14 protein-coding genes are annotated in these 18033 nt (G+C 61.2%); 10 read left to right on the plus strand and 4 right to left on the minus strand.

The window, feature by feature from the left end; genetic code table 11:
* Positions 1-37 precede the first annotated feature (37 nt).
* The 6 genes from U367_RS0102025 to U367_RS0102050 all read left to right on the plus strand — a co-directional run bounded on the left by U367_RS0102025 (position 38) and on the right by U367_RS0102050 (position 8861).
* Positions 38-958 (plus strand): hypothetical protein, encoded by a 921-nt coding sequence (locus U367_RS0102025; protein WP_028615523.1) that lies wholly within the window; start codon positions 38-40, stop codon positions 956-958.
* The gene (locus tag U367_RS0102030; RefSeq protein WP_028615524.1) at positions 955-1413 is read left to right on the plus strand and encodes a hypothetical protein; all 459 of its coding nucleotides are present in this window, start codon (positions 955-957) and stop codon (positions 1411-1413) included. The genes U367_RS0102025 and U367_RS0102030 overlap by 4 nt, the downstream gene beginning before the upstream one ends.
* A 50-nt stretch (positions 1414-1463) precedes the next feature.
* The gene (locus U367_RS0102035) at positions 1464-1859 is read left to right on the plus strand and encodes a hypothetical protein (RefSeq protein WP_050587826.1); all 396 of its coding nucleotides are present in this window, start codon (positions 1464-1466) and stop codon (positions 1857-1859) included.
* A 187-nt stretch (positions 1860-2046) separates the two neighbouring features.
* Positions 2047-5337, plus strand: a complete 3291-nt coding sequence (locus U367_RS0102040) for a transglutaminase family protein (protein WP_028615526.1) — start codon at positions 2047-2049, stop codon at positions 5335-5337.
* A 147-nt stretch (positions 5338-5484) separates the two neighbouring features.
* Complete coding sequence (locus tag U367_RS0102045; protein ID WP_028615527.1) at positions 5485-7971, plus strand: circularly permuted type 2 ATP-grasp protein; 2487 nt, start codon at positions 5485-5487, stop codon at positions 7969-7971.
* Entirely contained in the window at positions 7971-8861 is an 891-nt protein-coding gene (locus U367_RS0102050; protein ID WP_028615528.1) for a transglutaminase family protein, read from the plus strand. Before U367_RS0102045 ends, U367_RS0102050 begins: the two co-directional genes overlap by 1 nt.
* A gap of 186 nt (positions 8862-9047) precedes the next feature.
* On the opposite strand, the gene U367_RS0102055 is transcribed toward U367_RS0102050, so the two are convergent.
* On the minus strand, positions 9048-9230 hold the full coding sequence (locus U367_RS0102055; protein WP_016976924.1) for a hypothetical protein: 183 nt from the start codon (positions 9228-9230) through the stop codon (positions 9048-9050).
* Positions 9231-9562: 332 nt separating this feature from the next.
* On the opposite strand from U367_RS0102055, the gene azu reads away from it, so the two are divergent.
* Entirely contained in the window at positions 9563-10009 is a 447-nt protein-coding gene (gene azu / locus U367_RS0102060) for an azurin (protein ID WP_028615529.1), read from the plus strand.
* 92 nt (positions 10010-10101) lie between these two features.
* Here the strand turns inward: azu and nadE are convergent, their stop codons facing one another.
* The 3 genes from nadE to U367_RS0102075 all read right to left on the minus strand — a co-directional run bounded on the left by nadE (position 10102) and on the right by U367_RS0102075 (position 13245).
* Positions 10102-10929 (minus strand): ammonia-dependent NAD(+) synthetase, encoded by an 828-nt coding sequence (nadE, locus tag U367_RS0102065; protein WP_028615530.1) that lies wholly within the window; start codon positions 10927-10929, stop codon positions 10102-10104.
* A gap of 3 nt (positions 10930-10932) precedes the next feature.
* A complete protein-coding gene (pncB, locus tag U367_RS0102070; protein WP_012721934.1) occupies positions 10933-12147 on the minus strand; it encodes a nicotinate phosphoribosyltransferase in 1215 nt (404 codons plus the stop codon).
* A 207-nt stretch (positions 12148-12354) separates the two neighbouring features.
* Positions 12355-13245, minus strand: a complete 891-nt coding sequence (locus tag U367_RS0102075) for a LysR family transcriptional regulator (protein WP_016976928.1) — start codon at positions 13243-13245, stop codon at positions 12355-12357.
* A 153-nt stretch (positions 13246-13398) separates the two neighbouring features.
* Between U367_RS0102075 and amaB the strand changes: the two genes are divergently transcribed.
* From amaB to U367_RS0102090, 3 genes are all read left to right on the plus strand, one after another.
* Entirely contained in the window at positions 13399-14889 is a 1491-nt protein-coding gene (gene amaB / locus U367_RS0102080; protein WP_016976929.1) for an L-piperidine-6-carboxylate dehydrogenase, read from the plus strand.
* A 173-nt stretch (positions 14890-15062) separates the two neighbouring features.
* Positions 15063-16346 carry an L-pipecolate oxidase gene (gene amaA, locus U367_RS0102085; RefSeq protein WP_028615531.1) on the plus strand — a complete coding sequence of 428 codons (1284 nt, stop codon included), beginning with the start codon at positions 15063-15065 and terminating at the stop codon, positions 16344-16346.
* A gap of 374 nt (positions 16347-16720) precedes the next feature.
* Positions 16721-17857: a branched-chain amino acid ABC transporter substrate-binding protein gene (locus tag U367_RS0102090; protein WP_010213577.1), complete on the plus strand. Its 1137-nt coding sequence runs from the start codon at positions 16721-16723 to the stop codon at positions 17855-17857.
* Positions 17858-18033: the final 176 nt, after the last annotated feature.

Consider the following 18033-nt stretch of genomic DNA (forward strand, 5'->3'; position numbering starts at 1 on the left):
CAGTTCAGTCACCACCCATTTCAAGGAAGAACACCCCATGGGCAACCCCCTGGCCGGCATCGGCATGGACTCCAACCGCTCGCAGTTCATGGCGCGCCAGCGCATTGAAAGCCAGATCAACCTGCCGCGCCTGTTCGCGGCTATCGACGCCGACCCCGGGATTGTCGGCGCAGGCGTGGTGTATATCGACGCTGACTTCAACGTCATTACCCTGCGCGAATTCAAGCCCATCTGCAGCATCAAGCCTAAGCGCATCATTTTGCGTGAAGCGCAGAAGTACATTGCGCCGACGCAGTTTGCTCAACATGTCGTGAGCAATCCTCGAGAGTCCCGACTGATTGGCGAGGCCGTAAATACCGGAATCTCCTGCTTTGGGGCTGTCATCAGTTGGGCTGCGATTGCCAGTGGAACCATTCTGGTGCCTTTCAGCGCTGGCGCCAGTTCCGTCATCGTTGTAGTGGGGTATGCGGCTGCCGGCGCGAGTACGCTTCAGTGCTTTAACGGCATTGCCCGAACAGCGCTGGAAGTCGCCAAACCTGAGGTCAAGGATTCGCTCGACAGTGAAGGCTGGTACCAGAATGCGTCCATCGTGCTGGACGCCGTATCACTGGCAGGTGTGGGCGCTTCGGCCCTGACGACGGTCAAGCTGGTCAGGGCCGCCAAAGCATCGACGGGCAAGAGCCTGCGTGATGTGCTTCGCGGTTTGAATCGCCAGGAAAGAGCCAAGCTGACGAAAGAGCTGCTGAGCATCAACCATCCCAGCTTGACCGCGAAGATGATCAAATTGAGGCAGGCGTCGGGCGAACTCACCAAGCGTTTCACCCCTACGCAGCTCAAGCACAGCACCACTACCCAGATCAAAGACGTCCTCGGCGCAACCATAGGATTTGGCGGGAGTGCGTACTCCGGAAACGTCAATACCATCGCGATTGGACTCTACGAGGAGGTAAGCGAATGAGCGAATTGATGACGCTACGCGACTTTTTCAGGCAATACTTTCTGACGTTTATGGGCGGCGTATTTGCTGCGTGTTTTTCTTTGGCGTTGGCTGTGGCGCTGGCGTTTATCACCTATTTTCGTGATGCGCCCATTGCTCAAGTGGGGCTCAAGATCATGTCTGCCGGGGCGCTGCTCATTCTGTTGACGGTCCATAGCAACTTTATGATTTTGCGGGGCCGCCCCTCCTGGGTGTGGGTGATGGTCGGCATCTACGTCGCCTGTCTACTGTTTGTCGTCCCAATGCTTCAGTACCAGCCTCATAAAGTTCTCTATGGGTTGGCGCTGTTATTCCCGTTCCTTGGATTGTTGATACTTAACAGCAAGGTTCAACGAGAGATGCGTGCAAAACTGGTGGGAATCCGTCGCATTCGGCAATCTGTCAAATCAACCGTTGGGTCGAGTAGCCGCATGTGAAGGAGTCGCCGTCGATACCCGGTTTTCTCGCGCGCTATTTCCCCGTGTTCATGGGCACGATTTTCATGGCGATCTTTTCCGGCTCCGCTGCGGTTTCCACGGCGGGCGTAACCTATTTGCGCGACACTGATCCCGCGCTTAAATCCGGCTGTTCGGGCGCTGCGATCCTGATGCTGGTCGCGGTGCTGGTATTTGGCAACGTCATGATCGCGCGCGGCTATCCGTGGGCGACGAAACTGGTGGCGGGGTATCTCGGCGCTTGCCTGTTGTTCGTACTGCCAATGATTCAATACGACCTGCACACGCTGGTCTATGGCTCGGCTGTGCTCTTCCCGCTGCTTGGATTGTTGCTGCTCAACAGCAAGCGCCATCGCGAAATGCGCCAGAAGCTGCTTGAGATCCGCCACCTGCGCCAAGCCGCGATCGCCAAGCGCAAAACCGGCTGATTGGGTAGATTCCCCACCCACCCTCACATCCGCGCCACAAATATGTGCGTCACTTGCACCATGGCGCCCCCGTTGGCGCCGTTTTGGTGCTGTACTGCACCGGGTCTTACGATAAAGCGCAATGACCGCCGCTCTGGCATAAGTCTTGCGCGCTTTGTGTCCATGCCCTGGCTCGCAGGAGGCCGCCGTGTCGATTCATGTCGCGTTGCACCACGTTACGCATTACCGCTACGACCGCGCTGTCGAACTCGGCCCACAGATCGTGCGGTTGCGCCCGGCAGCCCATAGCCGCACGCGGATTTTGTCCTACGCGCTGAAAGTGCTGCCTGAGCAGCATTTCATCAACTGGCAGCAGGACCCCCAGGGCAATTACCTGGCGCGGTTGGTGTTCCCGGAAAAGACTGACGAGCTGCGCATCGAAGTCGACCTGGTCGCTGAAATGGCGGTGTTCAACCCCTTCGACTTTTTCCTCGAGCCCTATGCCGAGAAAATCCCCTTCAGCTACGCCGCCGACGAGCAGCGTGAGCTGGCGCCGTACCTGGAAACCCTGCCGCTGACGCCGAAGTTCGCCGCGTACCTGGCGGGTATCGACCGCACACCCTTGCCGGCCGTGGACTTTCTGGTGGGCCTCAATCAGCGCTTGGCGGCCGATATCGGCTACCTGATCCGCATGGAGCCAGGCGTGCAAACCCCAGAGTTCACCCTGGAAAACGCCTCTGGCTCATGCCGCGACTCGGCCTGGTTGCTGGTGCAGATTCTGCGCAATCTGGGGCTGGCAGCACGTTTCGTGTCCGGTTACCTGATTCAGCTCACAGCCGACGTCAAAGCCCTCGATGGGCCCTCCGGCACCGAAGTGGACTTCACCGACCTGCACGCCTGGTGCGAAGTGTATTTGCCCGGCGCCGGCTGGATTGGCCTGGATGCCACCTCCGGGCTGTTCGCCGGTGAAGGCCATATTCCGTTGGCGTGTAGTCCCGATCCATCGTCCGCCGCACCGATCAGTGGGCTGGTGGAGCCTTGCGAGTGCGAATTCACCCACGAAATGTCGGTTGAGCGGATTTGGGAAGCCCCACGCGTCACCAAGCCTTACACCGAAGAACAATGGCTGGCGATCCAGGCCTTGGGCCGTCAGATCGATGGCGACCTGCTCAAGGACGATGTGCGCCTGACCATGGGCGGCGAGCCGACCTTCGTTTCCATCGACGATCCCGACGGCGCCGAGTGGAACACCGCCGCCTTAGGTCCGGACAAGCGCCGACTGTCTGCCGAGCTGTTCCAGCGCATGCGCAAGCACTACGCACCCAAGGGGTTGGTGCACTTCGGGCAGGGCAAGTGGTACCCCGGCGAGCAACTGCCGCGTTGGTCGCTCAACTGCTACTGGCGCCGCGACGGTGTGCCGATCTGGCACAACAGCGCGTTGATTGCCGATGAGCAGGCGGACTACGGCGCTGACGGTGCGCTGGCCGGACGTTTCCTGGCCAGCGTCGCAGAGCGCCTCAAATTACCGGCGCGCTTTGTGTTCCCGGCGTTCGAAGACAACTTCTACTACCTGTGGCGCGAGGGTGCGCTGCCGCAGAACGTCACCGCCCAAGATCCGCGGCTGAGCGACGATCTGGAGCGCGAACGCCTGCGCAAAGTGTTCAGCCAGGGCCTGGATAAAGTCATCGGCCAAGTGCTGCCGTTGGCGCGCACGGCAGCCAATGACCGCTGGCAAAGCGGGCGCTGGTATTTGCGCGACAACCACTGCCGCCTGGTGCCGGGGGATTCGCCGCTGGGTTATCGCCTGCCATTGGCCTCGCAGCCATGGGTGACGGCGGCGGAGTATCCGTTTGTGCACCCGACTGACCCGAATCAGGATCAGCCGGAGCTGCCGTCCACTAGGCAACTGCAACACCATGATGAGGCCGCGCCGAGCGAGGAGCGTGTGCCCAAGGTGGACGAGTCCGCCGACTGGCTGACTCGCACCGCTCTGTGCGCTGAGGCGCGTGAAGGGCGCCTCTATCTGTTCATGCCGCCCCTGGAGCGCGTCGAAGACTATCTGGAACTGGTGGCAGCCATTGAAGCCACCGCCGAAGAGCTGCACTGCCCGGTATTGCTGGAAGGCTACGAGCCGCCGGCCGACACGCGGCTGAGTAACTTCCGCGTCACGCCGGACCCGGGTGTGATTGAGGTCAACGTGCAGCCGTCCGCCACTTGGGACGAATTGGTGGAACGCACCGAATTTCTCTACGAAGAGGCGCGGCAAACGCGATTGACCACCGAAAAATTCATGATCGACGGGCGTCACACCGGTACCGGCGGCGGTAATCACTTTGTACTCGGTGGTGCAACGCCCAAGGACTCACCGTTTCTGCGCCGACCCGATCTGCTGCGCAGTCTGATCAGCTACTGGCACAACCATCCGTCATTGTCCTACCTGTTTTCCGGCCTGTTCATCGGCCCGACTTCCCAGGCTCCACGGGTGGACGAGGCGCGTAATGACGCGTTGTACGAACTGGAAATCGCCTTCGCACAAATGCCAGAGCCCGGTGAGGAATGCCCGCCGTGGTTGGTGGACCGCCTGCTGCGCAATCTGCTGATCGACGTGACTGGCAACACTCACCGCGCCGAATTCTGCATCGACAAACTCTACTCGCCGGACGGCGCCACTGGCCGCCTCGGCCTGCTGGAACTGCGCGCGTTTGAAATGCCGCCCCATGCGCGCATGAGCCTGACCCAGCAATTGCTGTTGCGCGCCTTGGTCGCGCGATTCTGGCGCGAACCCTACGCGCCGCCGAAGCTGGCACGTTGGGGCACAGAGCTGCACGACCGTTTCCTGCTGCCGCATTTCATCGAGCAAGACTTTGCCGACGTGATCGTCGAACTCAACAGCGCCGGCTATCCGCTGCGCGCCGAGTGGTTTGCCGCGCACCTGGAATTCCGTTTCCCCAAAGTGGGTGACTACGCCGTCAGCGGGATCGAGCTGGAGCTGCGTCAGGCTCTGGAACCCTGGCACGTCCTGGGCGAGGAGGGCGCGGTCGGCGGCACAGTGCGTTATGTGGATTCATCCCTTGAGCGCCTGCAAGTCAAATTGACCGGGCTGCCCCCGCAGCGCTACCTGCTGACCTGCAATGGCGTCCCGGTGCCGCTGCAACCGACTGGGCGAGTCGGTGAGTTCGTCGCTGGCGTGCGTTATCGCGCCTGGCAACCGGCCAACTGCCTGCAACCGACCATCCCGGTGCATGCGCCGCTGGTGTTCGATCTGCTGGACACTTGGATGCAGCGTTCGCTGGGCGGCTGCCAGTACCATGTCGCCCATCCGGGTGGGCGCAATTACGACAGCCTTCCGGTGAATGCCAATGAGGCAGAGAGCCGGCGCATGGCGCGGTTCTTCCGGTTGGGGCATAGCCCAGGGAAGCAATCAGTGCCGACGGTAGTGGTGAACGATGAATTACCCATGACCCTCGATCTACGGCGTTTCCCCAATAAAAATGACTGAACGCGATCCTCTGTGGACGCTAGCTTTTGTGGTGAGCGAGCTTGCCTCGCGCGGGGCAAGCCCGCTCACCACAAAAGCCCGCGGCTACAGGGGATTTGCAGTGTTTGTTGAGTTAATCTGAGCCCCCTTGCCTCTGCCGAGCGTTCCATGTCCGATTTGCTCGACCGTTACCCGCTGACCGCGGGCACTTATCACGAACTGCTGGATGACAGCGGCGCGGTGCGTGCCCATTGGCGGCGCTTGCTGGATCACCTGCAACGCAGCACGCCCGCGCAACTGGCCCAGCGCCAGGCGCTGTTGACCCGGCAGATCCAGGAAAACGGCGTGACCTACAACGTCTACGCCGACCCCAAGGGCGCCGACCGCCCGTGGGAGCTGGACCTACTGCCCCATGTGTTGGCCGCTGATGAATGGCAGCACCTGTCGGCGGGTATCGCGCAACGTGCACGCCTGCTCAATGCCGTACTGGCCGATCTCTATGGCCCGCAACGCCTGATCAAGGAAGGCTTGCTGCCGGCTGAGCTGGTATTTGGGCATAACAATTTCCTGTGGCCGTGCCAGGGCATCCAGCCGCCGGACGGTGCGTTCCTGCACCTCTATGCCGTGGACCTGGCACGCACGCCGGATGGTCGCTGGTGGGTCACCGCCGACCGTACCCAGGCGCCGTCCGGTGCCGGATATGCGTTGGAAAACCGCACCATCGTGTCCCGCGCCTTCCCGGATCTTTACCGTGACTTGCAGGTGCAGCACCTCACCGGGTTCTTCCGCACCTTGCAGGAAACCCTGGCCCGCCAGGCGCCCGGTGATGACCAGCCGCCGCTGATCGTGCTGCTGACGCCCGGCCGGTTCAACGAAAGTTACTTCGAGCATCTTTACCTCGCCCGCCAGCTCGGCTACCCGCTGGTGGAGGGCGGCGACCTCACCGTGCGCGACAGCACTGTGTTCCTGAAAACCCTCAGCGGCCTACGCCGGGTGCACGCGATCATGCGTCGCCTCGACGATGATTTCTGCGACCCGCTGGAGCTGCGCACTGACTCGGCCCTCGGCGTACCGGGTTTGCTGGATGCCGTGCGCCAAGGCAATGTGCTGGTGGCCAATGCCCTGGGCAGCGGCGTGCTGGAATCCCCCGGTTTGCTGGGGTTTCTGCCGAAGATCAACGAATTCCTGTTTGGTGAAAAACTGATTCTGCCGTCCATCGCCACCTGGTGGTGCGGTGAGGCGCCGGTGCTGGCCGAAGCGCTGGAGAAACTGCCGGAGTTGCTGATCAAACCCGCGTTTCCGTCGCAGAGTTTTGCGCCGGTATTCGGCCGCGACCTCAACGACGAACAACGCCAGGCCCTGGCCGAGCGCATGCGCGCGCGGCCCTACGCCTACGTCGCCCAGGAGTTGGCTCAATTGTCCCAAGCGCCGGTATGGCACACCGTGGATGACCACCTGCAACACCGCGCCATCGGCATGCGCGTATACGCCGTGGCCAGTGACGACGGTTACCGTGTGCTTCCCGGCGGCCTGACGCGCGTAGCGGCCGAAGCCGATGCCGAAGTGGTGTCGATGCAACGCGGCGGTGCCAGCAAGGACACCTGGGTACTCGGCGAGCGCGCCGCCGGTGGCGAACACTGGCGTGCCCAACGCGCGATTGGCGCCCATGACCTGGTGCGCCGCGATCCCTATCTGCCGTCCCGCGTGGTGGAAAATCTGTTCTGGTTCGGCCGTTACTGCGAACGCTGCGACGACAGCGCGCGTTGGCTGCGTATCGTGCTGGCGCGTTATGTGGATGGCGACGACCCGCTGGCCCTGCAGGCGGCTGTCGAGCTGGGCGAAAACCTGCGTCTGCTGCCGGAGGAGGGCGAATTGCCCGAACGCCTGCTGGCGGCGCTGCTCGGAGACGACTGGCCGTCGAGCCTGCGCGCCAACCTGCAACGCTTGCAGTGGGCGGCGTCGCAGGTACGCGGCAAGCTGTCTCGGGAGAACTGGCAGGCCTTGGTGGAGCTGCAGCGCGAAGCCATGGAGCTGGAAAGCGAGTCACCGGATTTTGGCGAGTTGCTGGACTTCCTCAACCGCCTGGTGATGTCCCTGGCGGCGTTGTCCGGGTTTGCCCTGGACGACATGACCCGTGACGAAGGCTGGCGCTTTTTGATGATGGGCCGGCGTATCGAGCGTCTGCAATTCCTGAGCAGCAGCCTGGCGGCGTTCCTGCGCGGCGTGGCGGTGTTCGATCAGGCCGGGTTGGAGTGGTTGCTGGAATTGGGCAACAGCAGCATCACCTACCGTTCGCGTTACCTGGCGGTGCCGCAGTTGATCCCGGTGCTCGACTTGCTGCTGCTGGACGAGCAGAACCCCCACGCGGTGTTGTTCCAGCTCAAGTTGGTGAGCCGCACGCTGCGACGCCTCAACGATGATTTTGGTGTGCCTCGGGAAACCGGCCTTGGCCCATTGGTGGAGCGCCTGGCGCGGTTCGACCTGGGTTGCCTGGAGAACCCGTTGTTCGGCGAATCCAGCGTACGTGCCGCGCTGGACGGCCTGGCCGACCTGCTGCAAGCAGTGGCCGATGAGAGTGGGCTAGTGTCGGACCGCCTGGCCTTGCGTCACTTTGCCCATGTGGATGATGTCAGCCAACAAACGGTGTCGGTGTGATGAGTGCGCGCTACCAGATTTTCCACGATACCCATTACCACTATGACAGCCCGGTGTCCCTGGCCCAGCAGTTGGCGCATTTGTGGCCACGGCCGTGCGCCTGGCAGCGTTGCAGCTTGCAGCAACTGGATATCAGCCCGGAACCGACCTCGCGCCGCGATGAGCTGGACGTGTTTGGCAACCCGATCACGCGCCTGGCATTCGAGCGGCCTCATGATGAATTGCTGGTGAACGCCGGGCTGAGCGTGGAAGTGCTGGCGCGGCCGGCGCTGGATTTCCAGCAGTCGCCCGCCTGGGACCAGACCCGCGACAGCCTGACCTACAGCAGCCAGCCGATGTCCGGTGAATTGATCGAAGCCTGCCGCTACCGCTTCGAATCGCCCTACGTGCACTTGAAGAAAACCTTCGTCGAATTTTCCGAAAGCTGCTTTCCTCCCGGCAAACCGCTGCTGCTGGGCGTGCAGGCGCTGATGGAAAAGATCTTCAGCGAGTTTACCTTCGACGCCGAGGCCACCCAAGTCGCCACGCCGCTGGTGGAAGTGCTGGAGCGCCGTCGCGGCGTGTGCCAGGACTTCGCCCACCTGATGCTCGCCTGCCTACGCTCGCGGGGTCTCGCGGCACGCTATATCAGCGGCTACCTGCTCACCCAGCCACCGCCCGGCCAGCCACGGCTGATCGGCGCCGATGCGTCCCACGCGTGGGTCTCGGTGTATTGCCCGGTTTCGGGCTGGGTGGATTTCGATCCGACAAACAATGTGCAGCCGGCACTGGAGCACATTACCCTGGCCTGGGGCCGGGACTTTTCCGATGTGTCGCCGTTGCGAGGGGTGATCCTGGGGGGAGGGAGCCATGATCCGGAGGTGAGGGTAACGGTGATGCCGCTGGAATAACGAGCTTGTTGTAGTGAGCGGGCTTGCCCCGCGCTGGGGCGCGAAGCGGCCCTCAAGCCTGACACCACGGTCTTTCAGGTGTTCTGGTGGGCGCGTAATGGGGCTGCTTCGCAGCCCAGCGCGGGGCAAGCCCGCTCACCACAGCAAGCCCGCTCACCACAGTGCACCGGCTCAGCACAAAGGAATTTATTCAGCCGGATCTTTTGGTGTTTCGGTCTCGTCGCTCGTTTCTTCACCATCAACATCGGCGTTCAGCCCATTGGCCTCTTCTTCTGCAGCGGCTTTCTTGCGTTGCAGTTTTTCCTCTTTCTTCTGCTCCTTGGCCAAGTCTCTCTGACGTTTGGCGAAGGAGTAATTAGGTTTGGCCATGGGCGATCCTCTAGGGTCGAAGGTGAGGGTGGCGGCGCGCAGCTGCCTTGGGACGACATGGTAGCAGCTTCAGGGTGCGCTTGGCCTTCACTTACCGCAGGCGTAGGCGGCCAGAAGGCCGTTGAACAGTTGGTTGAGGTGCATGGCTCGGACTCCGATGGGTGATGAGTCGATCATAGTCAGGAGGTTGTACTTTGGCTGGTAGATTGTGTTGATAAGTCTGATAGCCTAAAGTTGTATACAATCTGTTGATTCAGATCATAAGAATTCCTGCCTGATTCAGGCACCCTTGTCGCAATACGCGTTTTTTAAACCCTGCCTTGGAGATTCACATGTTTGCCAAACTCGTTGCTGTTTCCCTGCTGACTCTGGCGAGCGGCCAGTTGCTTGCTGCAGAGTGCAAGGTCACTGTCGACTCCACCGACCAAATGTCCTTCAACACCAAAGCCATTGAAATCGACAAGAGCTGCAAGACGTTCACCGTTGAGCTGACTCACTCCGGCAACCTGCCGAAAAACGTCATGGGCCACAACTGGGTGCTGACCAGCGCCGCTGACATGCAGCCGGTTGCCACCGACGGCATGGCTGCCGGTATTGACAAGGACTACCTGAAAGAAGGCGACGCACGCATCATCGCCCACACCAAGATCATCGGTGCTGGCGAGAAAGATTCGGTGACCTTCGATGTGTCGAAGCTGAAGGCGGGCACTGACTACGCATTCTTCTGCTCGTTCCCAGGCCACATCTCGATGATGAAAGGCACTGTGACCCTGAAGTAACACCGCGTTATCGTTCATCGCCGGCAAGCCGGCTCCTACAGGGGAATGCGTTCCAATTGTAGGAGCCGGCTTGCCGGCGATAGCGGTCTACCTCACGGCGCAAACGGCATGACCCGCTTGTGCTCGGTCTTGCGGTAGGTGTCGCAGATAATCTTGAACGCTTCCTCGCGCACCGGCTCGCCGTGCAGGAACGCATCGATCTCCGCGTAGGTCACGCCATGTGACGCTTCGTCCGGCTTGCCCGGCGACAGGTCTTCCAGGTCCGCCGTAGGCACTTTTTCCACCAACGATTCCGGCGCCCCGAAGTGCCGCGCAATCGCACGCACCTGGTTCTTCACCAGGCCGCTCAACGGCGCCAAATCGCACGCGCCATCACCGAACTTGGTGAAAAAGCCCATCACCGCTTCCGCTGCATGGTCGGTGCCGATCACCAGGCCACCGGCTGCGCCGGCGATGGTGTACTGCGCCACCATGCGCATGCGCGCCTTGGTGTTGCCCAGCACGAAATCCCGGGATACCGCAGCCTTGCCCTCAAACGCTGCCACTTCATTGGCCAGCGCCTTGACCGCCGGGCCGATGTTTACGGTGTGGCGCTCGTCCGGCTCGATAAAGTCCACCGAGGCGGTGGCATCGATTTCGTCGAACTGGGTTTCGTAAGGCAGACGCACCGCGATAAAGCGGTAAGCCTGATCACCGCTTTTCTCACGCAGCTCTTTTACTGCACGTTGGGCCAAGAGGCCTGCGGTCAGGGAGTCGACGCCACCGCTGATGCCCAGCACCAGCGTCTTGAGCCCGGAATTGCGCAGGCAGTCCTGGATAAAGGTCACGCGGCGGGCAACCTCGGCCTCAAGGGCGGCTTGGTCGTTGAACGGCGCTTGGACCTTGAGCTGTTCAGCAATCTCACGCTGTACGGCTTGCATGATTCACTCCTTGCTAGAGATGGCAGGTACTTTGAAAACATGACGCAAATAGGCGACGAAATTCGGGTCGGTGCAGTGGGTCTTGCCCGCTTCATCGGAGATCTTCGCGACGGGTTGGCCATTGCAGGCGGTCATTTTAAGCACGATGCTCATTGGCTCAACACCTGGAATGTCGCAGGTCAGGTTGGTGCCGATGCCGAAGCTCACATTAATGCGACCACGCAGGGCGCGGAATATCTCCAGGGCCTTGGGCAACGACAGGCTGTCGGAGAACACCAACGTCTTGCTCATCGGCTCGATGCCGAGCTTGTGGTAGTGGGCGATGGCTTTTTCTGCCCATTGCACGGGATCGCCGGAGTCATGGCGCAGGCCGTCGAACAGCTTGGCGAAGTACAGGTCGAAGTCGCCCAGGAACGCGTCGGTGGTGATGCAGTCGGTCAGGGCGATGCCCAGCAGGCCACGGTATTCGCGGACCCAGCAGTCGAGCGCGGCGATCTGGCTGTCGATCAGGCGCGGTCCGAGTTGCTGGTGGGCCATGATCCATTCGTGGGCCATGGTGCCCAGCGGCTTCATATCGAACTCGCGGGCCAGGTGCACGTTGCTGGTGCCGACGAAACGGCCGGGGAAGTCGTGCTTGAGCACGCTGACCACCTCTTCCTGCACCCGATACGAAAAGCGCCGACGCGTGCCGAAGTCGGCCACCTGCAGCTCCGACAGTTCATCGCTGCTGGCGTTGGCGGTCAGCCAGTCGAACTTGCGGTAGAGCTGCTCCCGCGCCTGTTCGAGGATCACGGTCTGGTACCGGTAGCGGTTACGCACTTCGCTGACGATGGCCAGCATCGGCACTTCAAACAGAATCACATGCAGCCACGGCCCGCGCAGGCGGATGAACAGTTCGCCGTTCTCGATGCCAGTCTGCACGTAGCGCAGGTTGAAGCGGAACAGCCCGAGGAAGCGCAAAAAGTCCGGCTTCATGAAGCTGATGCGTTCCAGGAAACCCAACTGGTCGGGGCTCAGGCTCAGCTCGGCGAGGCGTTCGATCTGGTAGCGGATCTCCGCCAGGTAAGGGCGCAGGTCTTCGCTGTTACGGCAGCGGAACTCCCATTCAACTTCCACGTTGGGGTAGTTGTGCAGCACCGCCTGCATCATGGTCAGCTTGTAGAAGTCGGTGTCGAGCAAGTTCTGCACGATGCGATCGGCAAACACACTCTCGCTCATAACGGGAATCTCCAGACGGGTCGGCGATGGGCGCCGACCTTTACGCACAATTAAGGAAGGGGGCTAGTGGCGCATAGACCTGTAGGGTTTTGCCAGTGATTTTTTGCGCTGGAGCCACCGACGCCTTCGCGAGCAAGCCCGCTCCCACCTTTGGAATGCATTTCAAGTGTGGGAGCGGGCTTGCTCGCGAAGGCGATATTTCAGGCGCTAAATCACCTGCTCCATCATCCACTTCACAAAATCGCGCACCTTGGGTACCTCCGCCGAATGCTCCGGGTACGCCAAGTAATACGCATCCTGACTGGGCATCGCATGCTGCCAGGGGATCACCAGCTTGCCATCGGCCAGTTCCTCTTCCACCAGAAAACGCGGCAGCAGCGCCACGCCACAACCCACCTGCGCGGCACGGATGCACATATAAAAGGTGTCGAACCGCGGCCCGTGATAGCTGTGCTCGGTCTGGTAGCCCTGGCTGGCGAACCAGTCATGCCAGCCCTGGGGGCGCGAGGCGTTTTGCAGCAGCACCAGGTTGCTCAATTGCGTGGGGTCGGAGAATGGCTGCGCCGGCAGGCTCTCCGGCGCGCACACCGGTACAAGCTCTTCGCTGAACAGTTTCAGGCTCTCGGTGCCGGGGCGTGAACCCTGGCCGAAGTAGAACGCCATGTCGGCCTTGCCTTGCAGCAACTCATCCGGCTCCTGTTCATTGCACAGGTCCAAGTGGATCTGCGGGTGACGCAGTCGCCAGCCCTTCAGGCGCGGCACCAGCCAGCGTGCGCCGAAGGTGTAGGGCGTGGAGACCCTCAGTACTTCGGTTTCGCCACCGTAGGAGCGCAGGTAGTGAGTCGACATCTCCACCTGCGTGAGGATCTTGCGCACCTCCACCAGGTACAAGTCACCCGCTGGGGTCATCTGCAAGCGCCGGCGCACGCGGCGAAACAGCAAGTGCTGTAGCAACTCTTCCAACTGCGCCACCTGCTTGCTCACCGCGCTCTGCGTGAGGTTCAGTTCCTCGGCGGCGCGGGTGAAGCTCAGGTGGCGGGTGGCGGCTTCGAAGCACTGCAAGGCGGTGATCGAGGGCAAATGTCTTTTGTTCAGCACGGCACGCCTCTTTTTATTCTTTGCATGAATAAACGGAATGATATCTCGCCTAATCGTCGTTTGTTGGCAAGTCTTGGGCCAGCTACAAATAAGCTCTGGATCGCCGTGTCGCCAGCGGCGCGAATTTTCTGTTTGAGATTGAAGGAGTGACCCATGGTTGCCGCATTGCTTGATCGTCTCGGGGTAAACCCGGCGCTGTACCAGTCGGGCAAGCAGCCCGTGCATTCGCCGATTGATGGCAGCCGCATCGGCAGTGTGCACTGGGAAGGTGCCGCCGAGGTGGAGCAACAGGTCAGTCGCGCCGAGCATGCATTCGAGGCCTGGCGCAAAGTGCCGGCACCGCGCCGTGGCGAACTGGTGCGCCAGTTCGGTGACGTATTGCGCGAATACAAGGCCGATCTGGGCGAGCTGGTGTCCTGGGAAGCCGGCAAGATCACCCAGGAAGGCCTGGGCGAAGTGCAGGAAATGATCGACATCTGCGACTTCGCCGTGGGCCTGTCGCGCCAGTTGTACGGCTTGACCATCGCCTCCGAGCGCCCAGGCCACCATATGCGTGAAACCTGGCATCCGCTGGGCGTGGTTGGCGTGATCAGTGCGTTCAACTTCCCGGTCGCCGTGTGGGCGTGGAACACCACCCTGGCGCTGGTGTGCGGCAATGCCGTGATCTGGAAACCCTCGGAAAAGACCCCGCTCACTGCGCTGGCCTGCCAGGCATTGTTCGAGCGCGTGCTGAAGAAATTCGACGGCGCACCGGAATACCTGAGCCAAGTGATCATCGGCGGCCGCGATGCCGGTGCTGCACTGGTGGACGACCCGCGTGTCGCCCTGATCAGTGCCACCGGCAGCACCCGCATGGGCCGCGAAGTGGCGCCGAAAGTCGCCGCACGTTTTGCCCGCAGCATCCTCGAACTGGGCGGCAACAACGCGATGATCCTCGGCCCGAGCGCCGATCTGGACATGGCCGTGCGCGCCATCCTGTTCAGCGCCGTCGGCACTGCCGGCCAACGGTGCACCACCCTGCGTCGGCTGATCGCCCATGAGTCGGTGAAAGAAGAAATCGTCACCCGCCTCAAGGCCGCCTATTCCAAAGTGCGCATCGGCCACCCGCTGGAAGGCAACCTGATCGGCCCGCTGATCGACAAGCACGGCTTCGACAACATGCAGGACGCCCTGGAGCAAGCCCTGAGCGAAGGCGGCAAGGTGTTCGGCGGCAAACGCCAACTGGAAGACACGTTTCCGAATGCCTACTACGTGTCGCCAGCGATTGTGGAAATGCCCGAGCAAAGCGACGTGGTGTGCACCGAGACCTTCGCGCCGATCCTCTATGTGATCGGCTACACCGACTTCAACGAAGCCCTGCGCCTGAACAACGCCGTGCCTCAAGGCCTTTCATCGTGCATCTTCACCACTGACGTGCGTGAAGCCGAGCAATTCATGTCGGCAGTGGGCAGCGACTGTGGCATCGCCAACGTCAACATCGGCCCGAGCGGCGCGGAAATCGGCGGCGCGTTTGGCGGCGAGAAAGAGACCGGCGGCGGGCGTGAATCGGGTTCGGATGCGTGGCGTGGGTACATGCGTCGCCAGACCAATACTGTGAACTACTCGCTGGAGTTGCCGCTGGCACAGGGCATTACCTTCGACTGATTCCTCAAGTCGAAGCGCGGTCAATGTGGGAGCTGGCTTGCCTGCGATAGCATCACCATGGGGTACCTGATACACCGAGGTGCCTGCATCGCAGGCAAGCCAGTTCCCACATTTGATTGGGTTTGCAATTCAAAATAACAGTTGTTTGTTAGGTTTCATCCCGGAGTCTGGCAATGGCACTACGCGAAACATGTTTGTGGGAGCACCTCACCCCTGGCCGGCCGGATCGTGCGGCGCTCAAGGGTGAGGTCAAGGTCGATGTGTGTGTGATCGGTGCCGGGATCACGGGCCTTTCGGCAGCCATTCATTTGCTGGAACAAGGCAAAAGCGTCGCCGTGCTGGAGGCCCATCGCACCGGCCATGGTGGTTCGGGGCGTAACGTGGGGCTGGTCAATGCCGGCATGTGGATCCCGCCGGACGAGATCGAAGCCGGTTTCGGCGAGGCGGTGGGCAGCCAACTCAACCGCATGTTGGGTGCGGCGCCGTCCCTGGTGTTCAGCCTGATCGACAAATACTCCATCGATTGCCAATTGCGCCGTGAAGGCACCTTGCACATGGCGCACAACGCCCGTGGCGAGGCGGATTTGCGCAGTCGTGAAGCGCAATGGAAACGCCGGGGCGCGCCAGTGGAGCTGCTCACCGGTCAGGCTTGCGAACAGGCCACCGGTACCAAAAAGATCGCCGCCGCCTTGTTGGACCGGCGCGCGGGCACCTTGAACCCGATGGCCTACACCAGTGGTTTGGCCAATGCTGCTGCCGGGCTTGGCGGGCAGTTGTTTGATCACTCACCGGTCACTCAGCTTGAGCGCCAAGGTTCGCACTGGTCGGTGCAGACCGCTCAGGGTTCAGTGCAGGCTGCACAGGTGGTGATCGCCTCCAACGCCTACACCGAGGGCGAATGGACCGAGTTGCGGCGCAATTTTTTCCCCGGCTATTACTATCAGGTCGCGTCGGCTCCGCTCACGGGCGACGCCGCCCAACAGATCCTGCCCGGTGGCCAGGGTTCATGGGATACGCGCCAGGTGCTGAGCAGCATTCGCCGCGATGCCGATGGCCGTCTGTTACTCGGCAGCCTGGGCAACGGCAATCAGAAACCCGCCTGGTTCCTCAAGGCGTGGGCCGATCGGGTGCAGCAGCACTACTTCCCTTACCTCAAATCGGTGCAGTGGGAGTTCACCTGGACCGGCTGTATCGCCTTCACCCCAGACCATTTGATGCGCCTGTTCGAACCAGCGCCCGGCCTCGTAGCAGTGACGGGCTATAACGGCCGCGGCGTAACCACTGGCAGTGTGGTCGGCAAGGCATTTGCCGACTACCTGTGTCACCAGAATCCCCAGGCGCTGCCGATTCCCTTCGCTCCCATGCAACCGCTGTCCGGAGTGGGCCTGCGCAGCTGTCTGTATGAAGCCGGCTTCTCGCTGTATCACGCCGGCCAATGTCTGAGGATCGTGATCTGATCAGCGAAATACCGCTCAAAAGCCTGCATTTTCTTAGCAGGCTACTAATCTGTATTGGTGCAAGTCGTAGCAATCACGCACTGTAAATGTGCAGTTCCGTTACGCCGTTTGTTACAGCGCCAGGAACTGTCGTTTATAGGCTTGGTTGCAGGTGCGACCTGTCGCGGTTGTACTTTTCGGATCCATTGGTTGCACCTACAGACGCTAGAGGGTTGCACGTCCTGGCGAATGGAGCCGAAACACCTGCAATAACAATGACACCGTGTCTTTTTGAAGAATAAAAACGTAATGGCACGCGCCTTGCTCTGGGCTTTCAGTGAAAGGTTTGAATGCAAGTTGTCGTGCCAAAAATCAAAAATATCGGAGCACCACTCATGTCCCAGACGTTTTACAAGAAAGGTTTTCTGGCCCTCGCCGTTGCAGCGGCGCTGGGTGTTTCTACGTTTGTTCAAGCTGATGTGAAGATCGGCGTCGCGGGGCCTATGACGGGCGCCAACGCCGCTTTCGGTGAGCAGTACATGAAGGGTGCCCAGGCGGCAGCCGATGTGATCAACAAGGCCGGCGGCATCAACGGCGAAAAAATCGTGCTGGTGGCCGGTGACGATGCTTGCGAACCCAAACAAGCCGTGGCCGTGGCCAACCGTCTGGCTGACCAGGACAAAGTGATCGGCGTGGTCGGGCACTTCTGTTCTTCCAACACCATCCCGGCCTCCGAGGTGTATGACGAAGCCGGCATCATCGCCATCACCCCAGGCTCCACCAACCCACAAGTGACCGAACGCGGCCTGGGCGCCATGTTCCGCATGTGCGGGCGTGACGACCAGCAAGGCATCGTCGCCGGTGACTACATCGTTGACGTGCTCAAGGGCAAGAAAGTCGCCGTCATCAACGACAAGGACACCTACGGCAAAGGCCTGGCTGACGCCACCGCTGCCCAGTTGACCAAGCGCGGCGTCAAGCCGGTGCTGGAAGAAGGCCTGACCCGTGGCGAGAAAGACTTCAGCGCCCTGGTCACCAAGATCCGCTCCACCGGTGCTGACGTCGTGTACTTCGGCGGCCTGCACCCGGAAGCCGGTCCACTGGTTCGCCAGATCCGTGAAGCCGGTTTGAAAGACGTGAAGTTCATGTCCGATGACGGCGTAGTAACCGACGAACTGGTTGCCACCGCTGGCGGTGCGCAGTATGTGGATGGCGTGTACATGACCTTCGGCGCCGACCCGCGCCTGCTGCCAGACAGCAAGGCCGTGGTGGAAGAGTTCCGCAAAAACGGCACCGAGCCGGAAGGCTACACCCTGTACGCCTACGCGTCGGTCCAGGCCCTGGCCGCCGGCTTCAACGGCGCCAAGTCCAACAAAGGCGAAGACGCCGCCAAGTGGCTCAAGGCTCACCCGGTAAAAACCGTCATGGGCGAAAAAGCCTGGGATTCGAAGGGTGACCTGAAGATCTCCGACTACGTGGTTTACCAGTGGGATAAAGACGGCAAATACCATCAGCTGGAAAAACAGAAGTAATCCGAACTGACTGCGTCACCCTGTAGGAGCGAGCGTGCTCGCGAAGAACGTCAACGATGGCCCGGACATCCAGAATGCCCGCGTCGCTCTCCGGTTTTTCGCGAGCAAGCTCGCTCCTACAAGGGGTATCGCCGAGCCTCTGTTTTCCTCCAGAAGCGCCGCACACCCACCGGTGT

The organism is Pseudomonas canadensis, from assembly GCF_000503215.1.
Classification (GTDB): Bacteria; Pseudomonadota; Gammaproteobacteria; order Pseudomonadales; family Pseudomonadaceae; genus Aquipseudomonas; species Aquipseudomonas canadensis.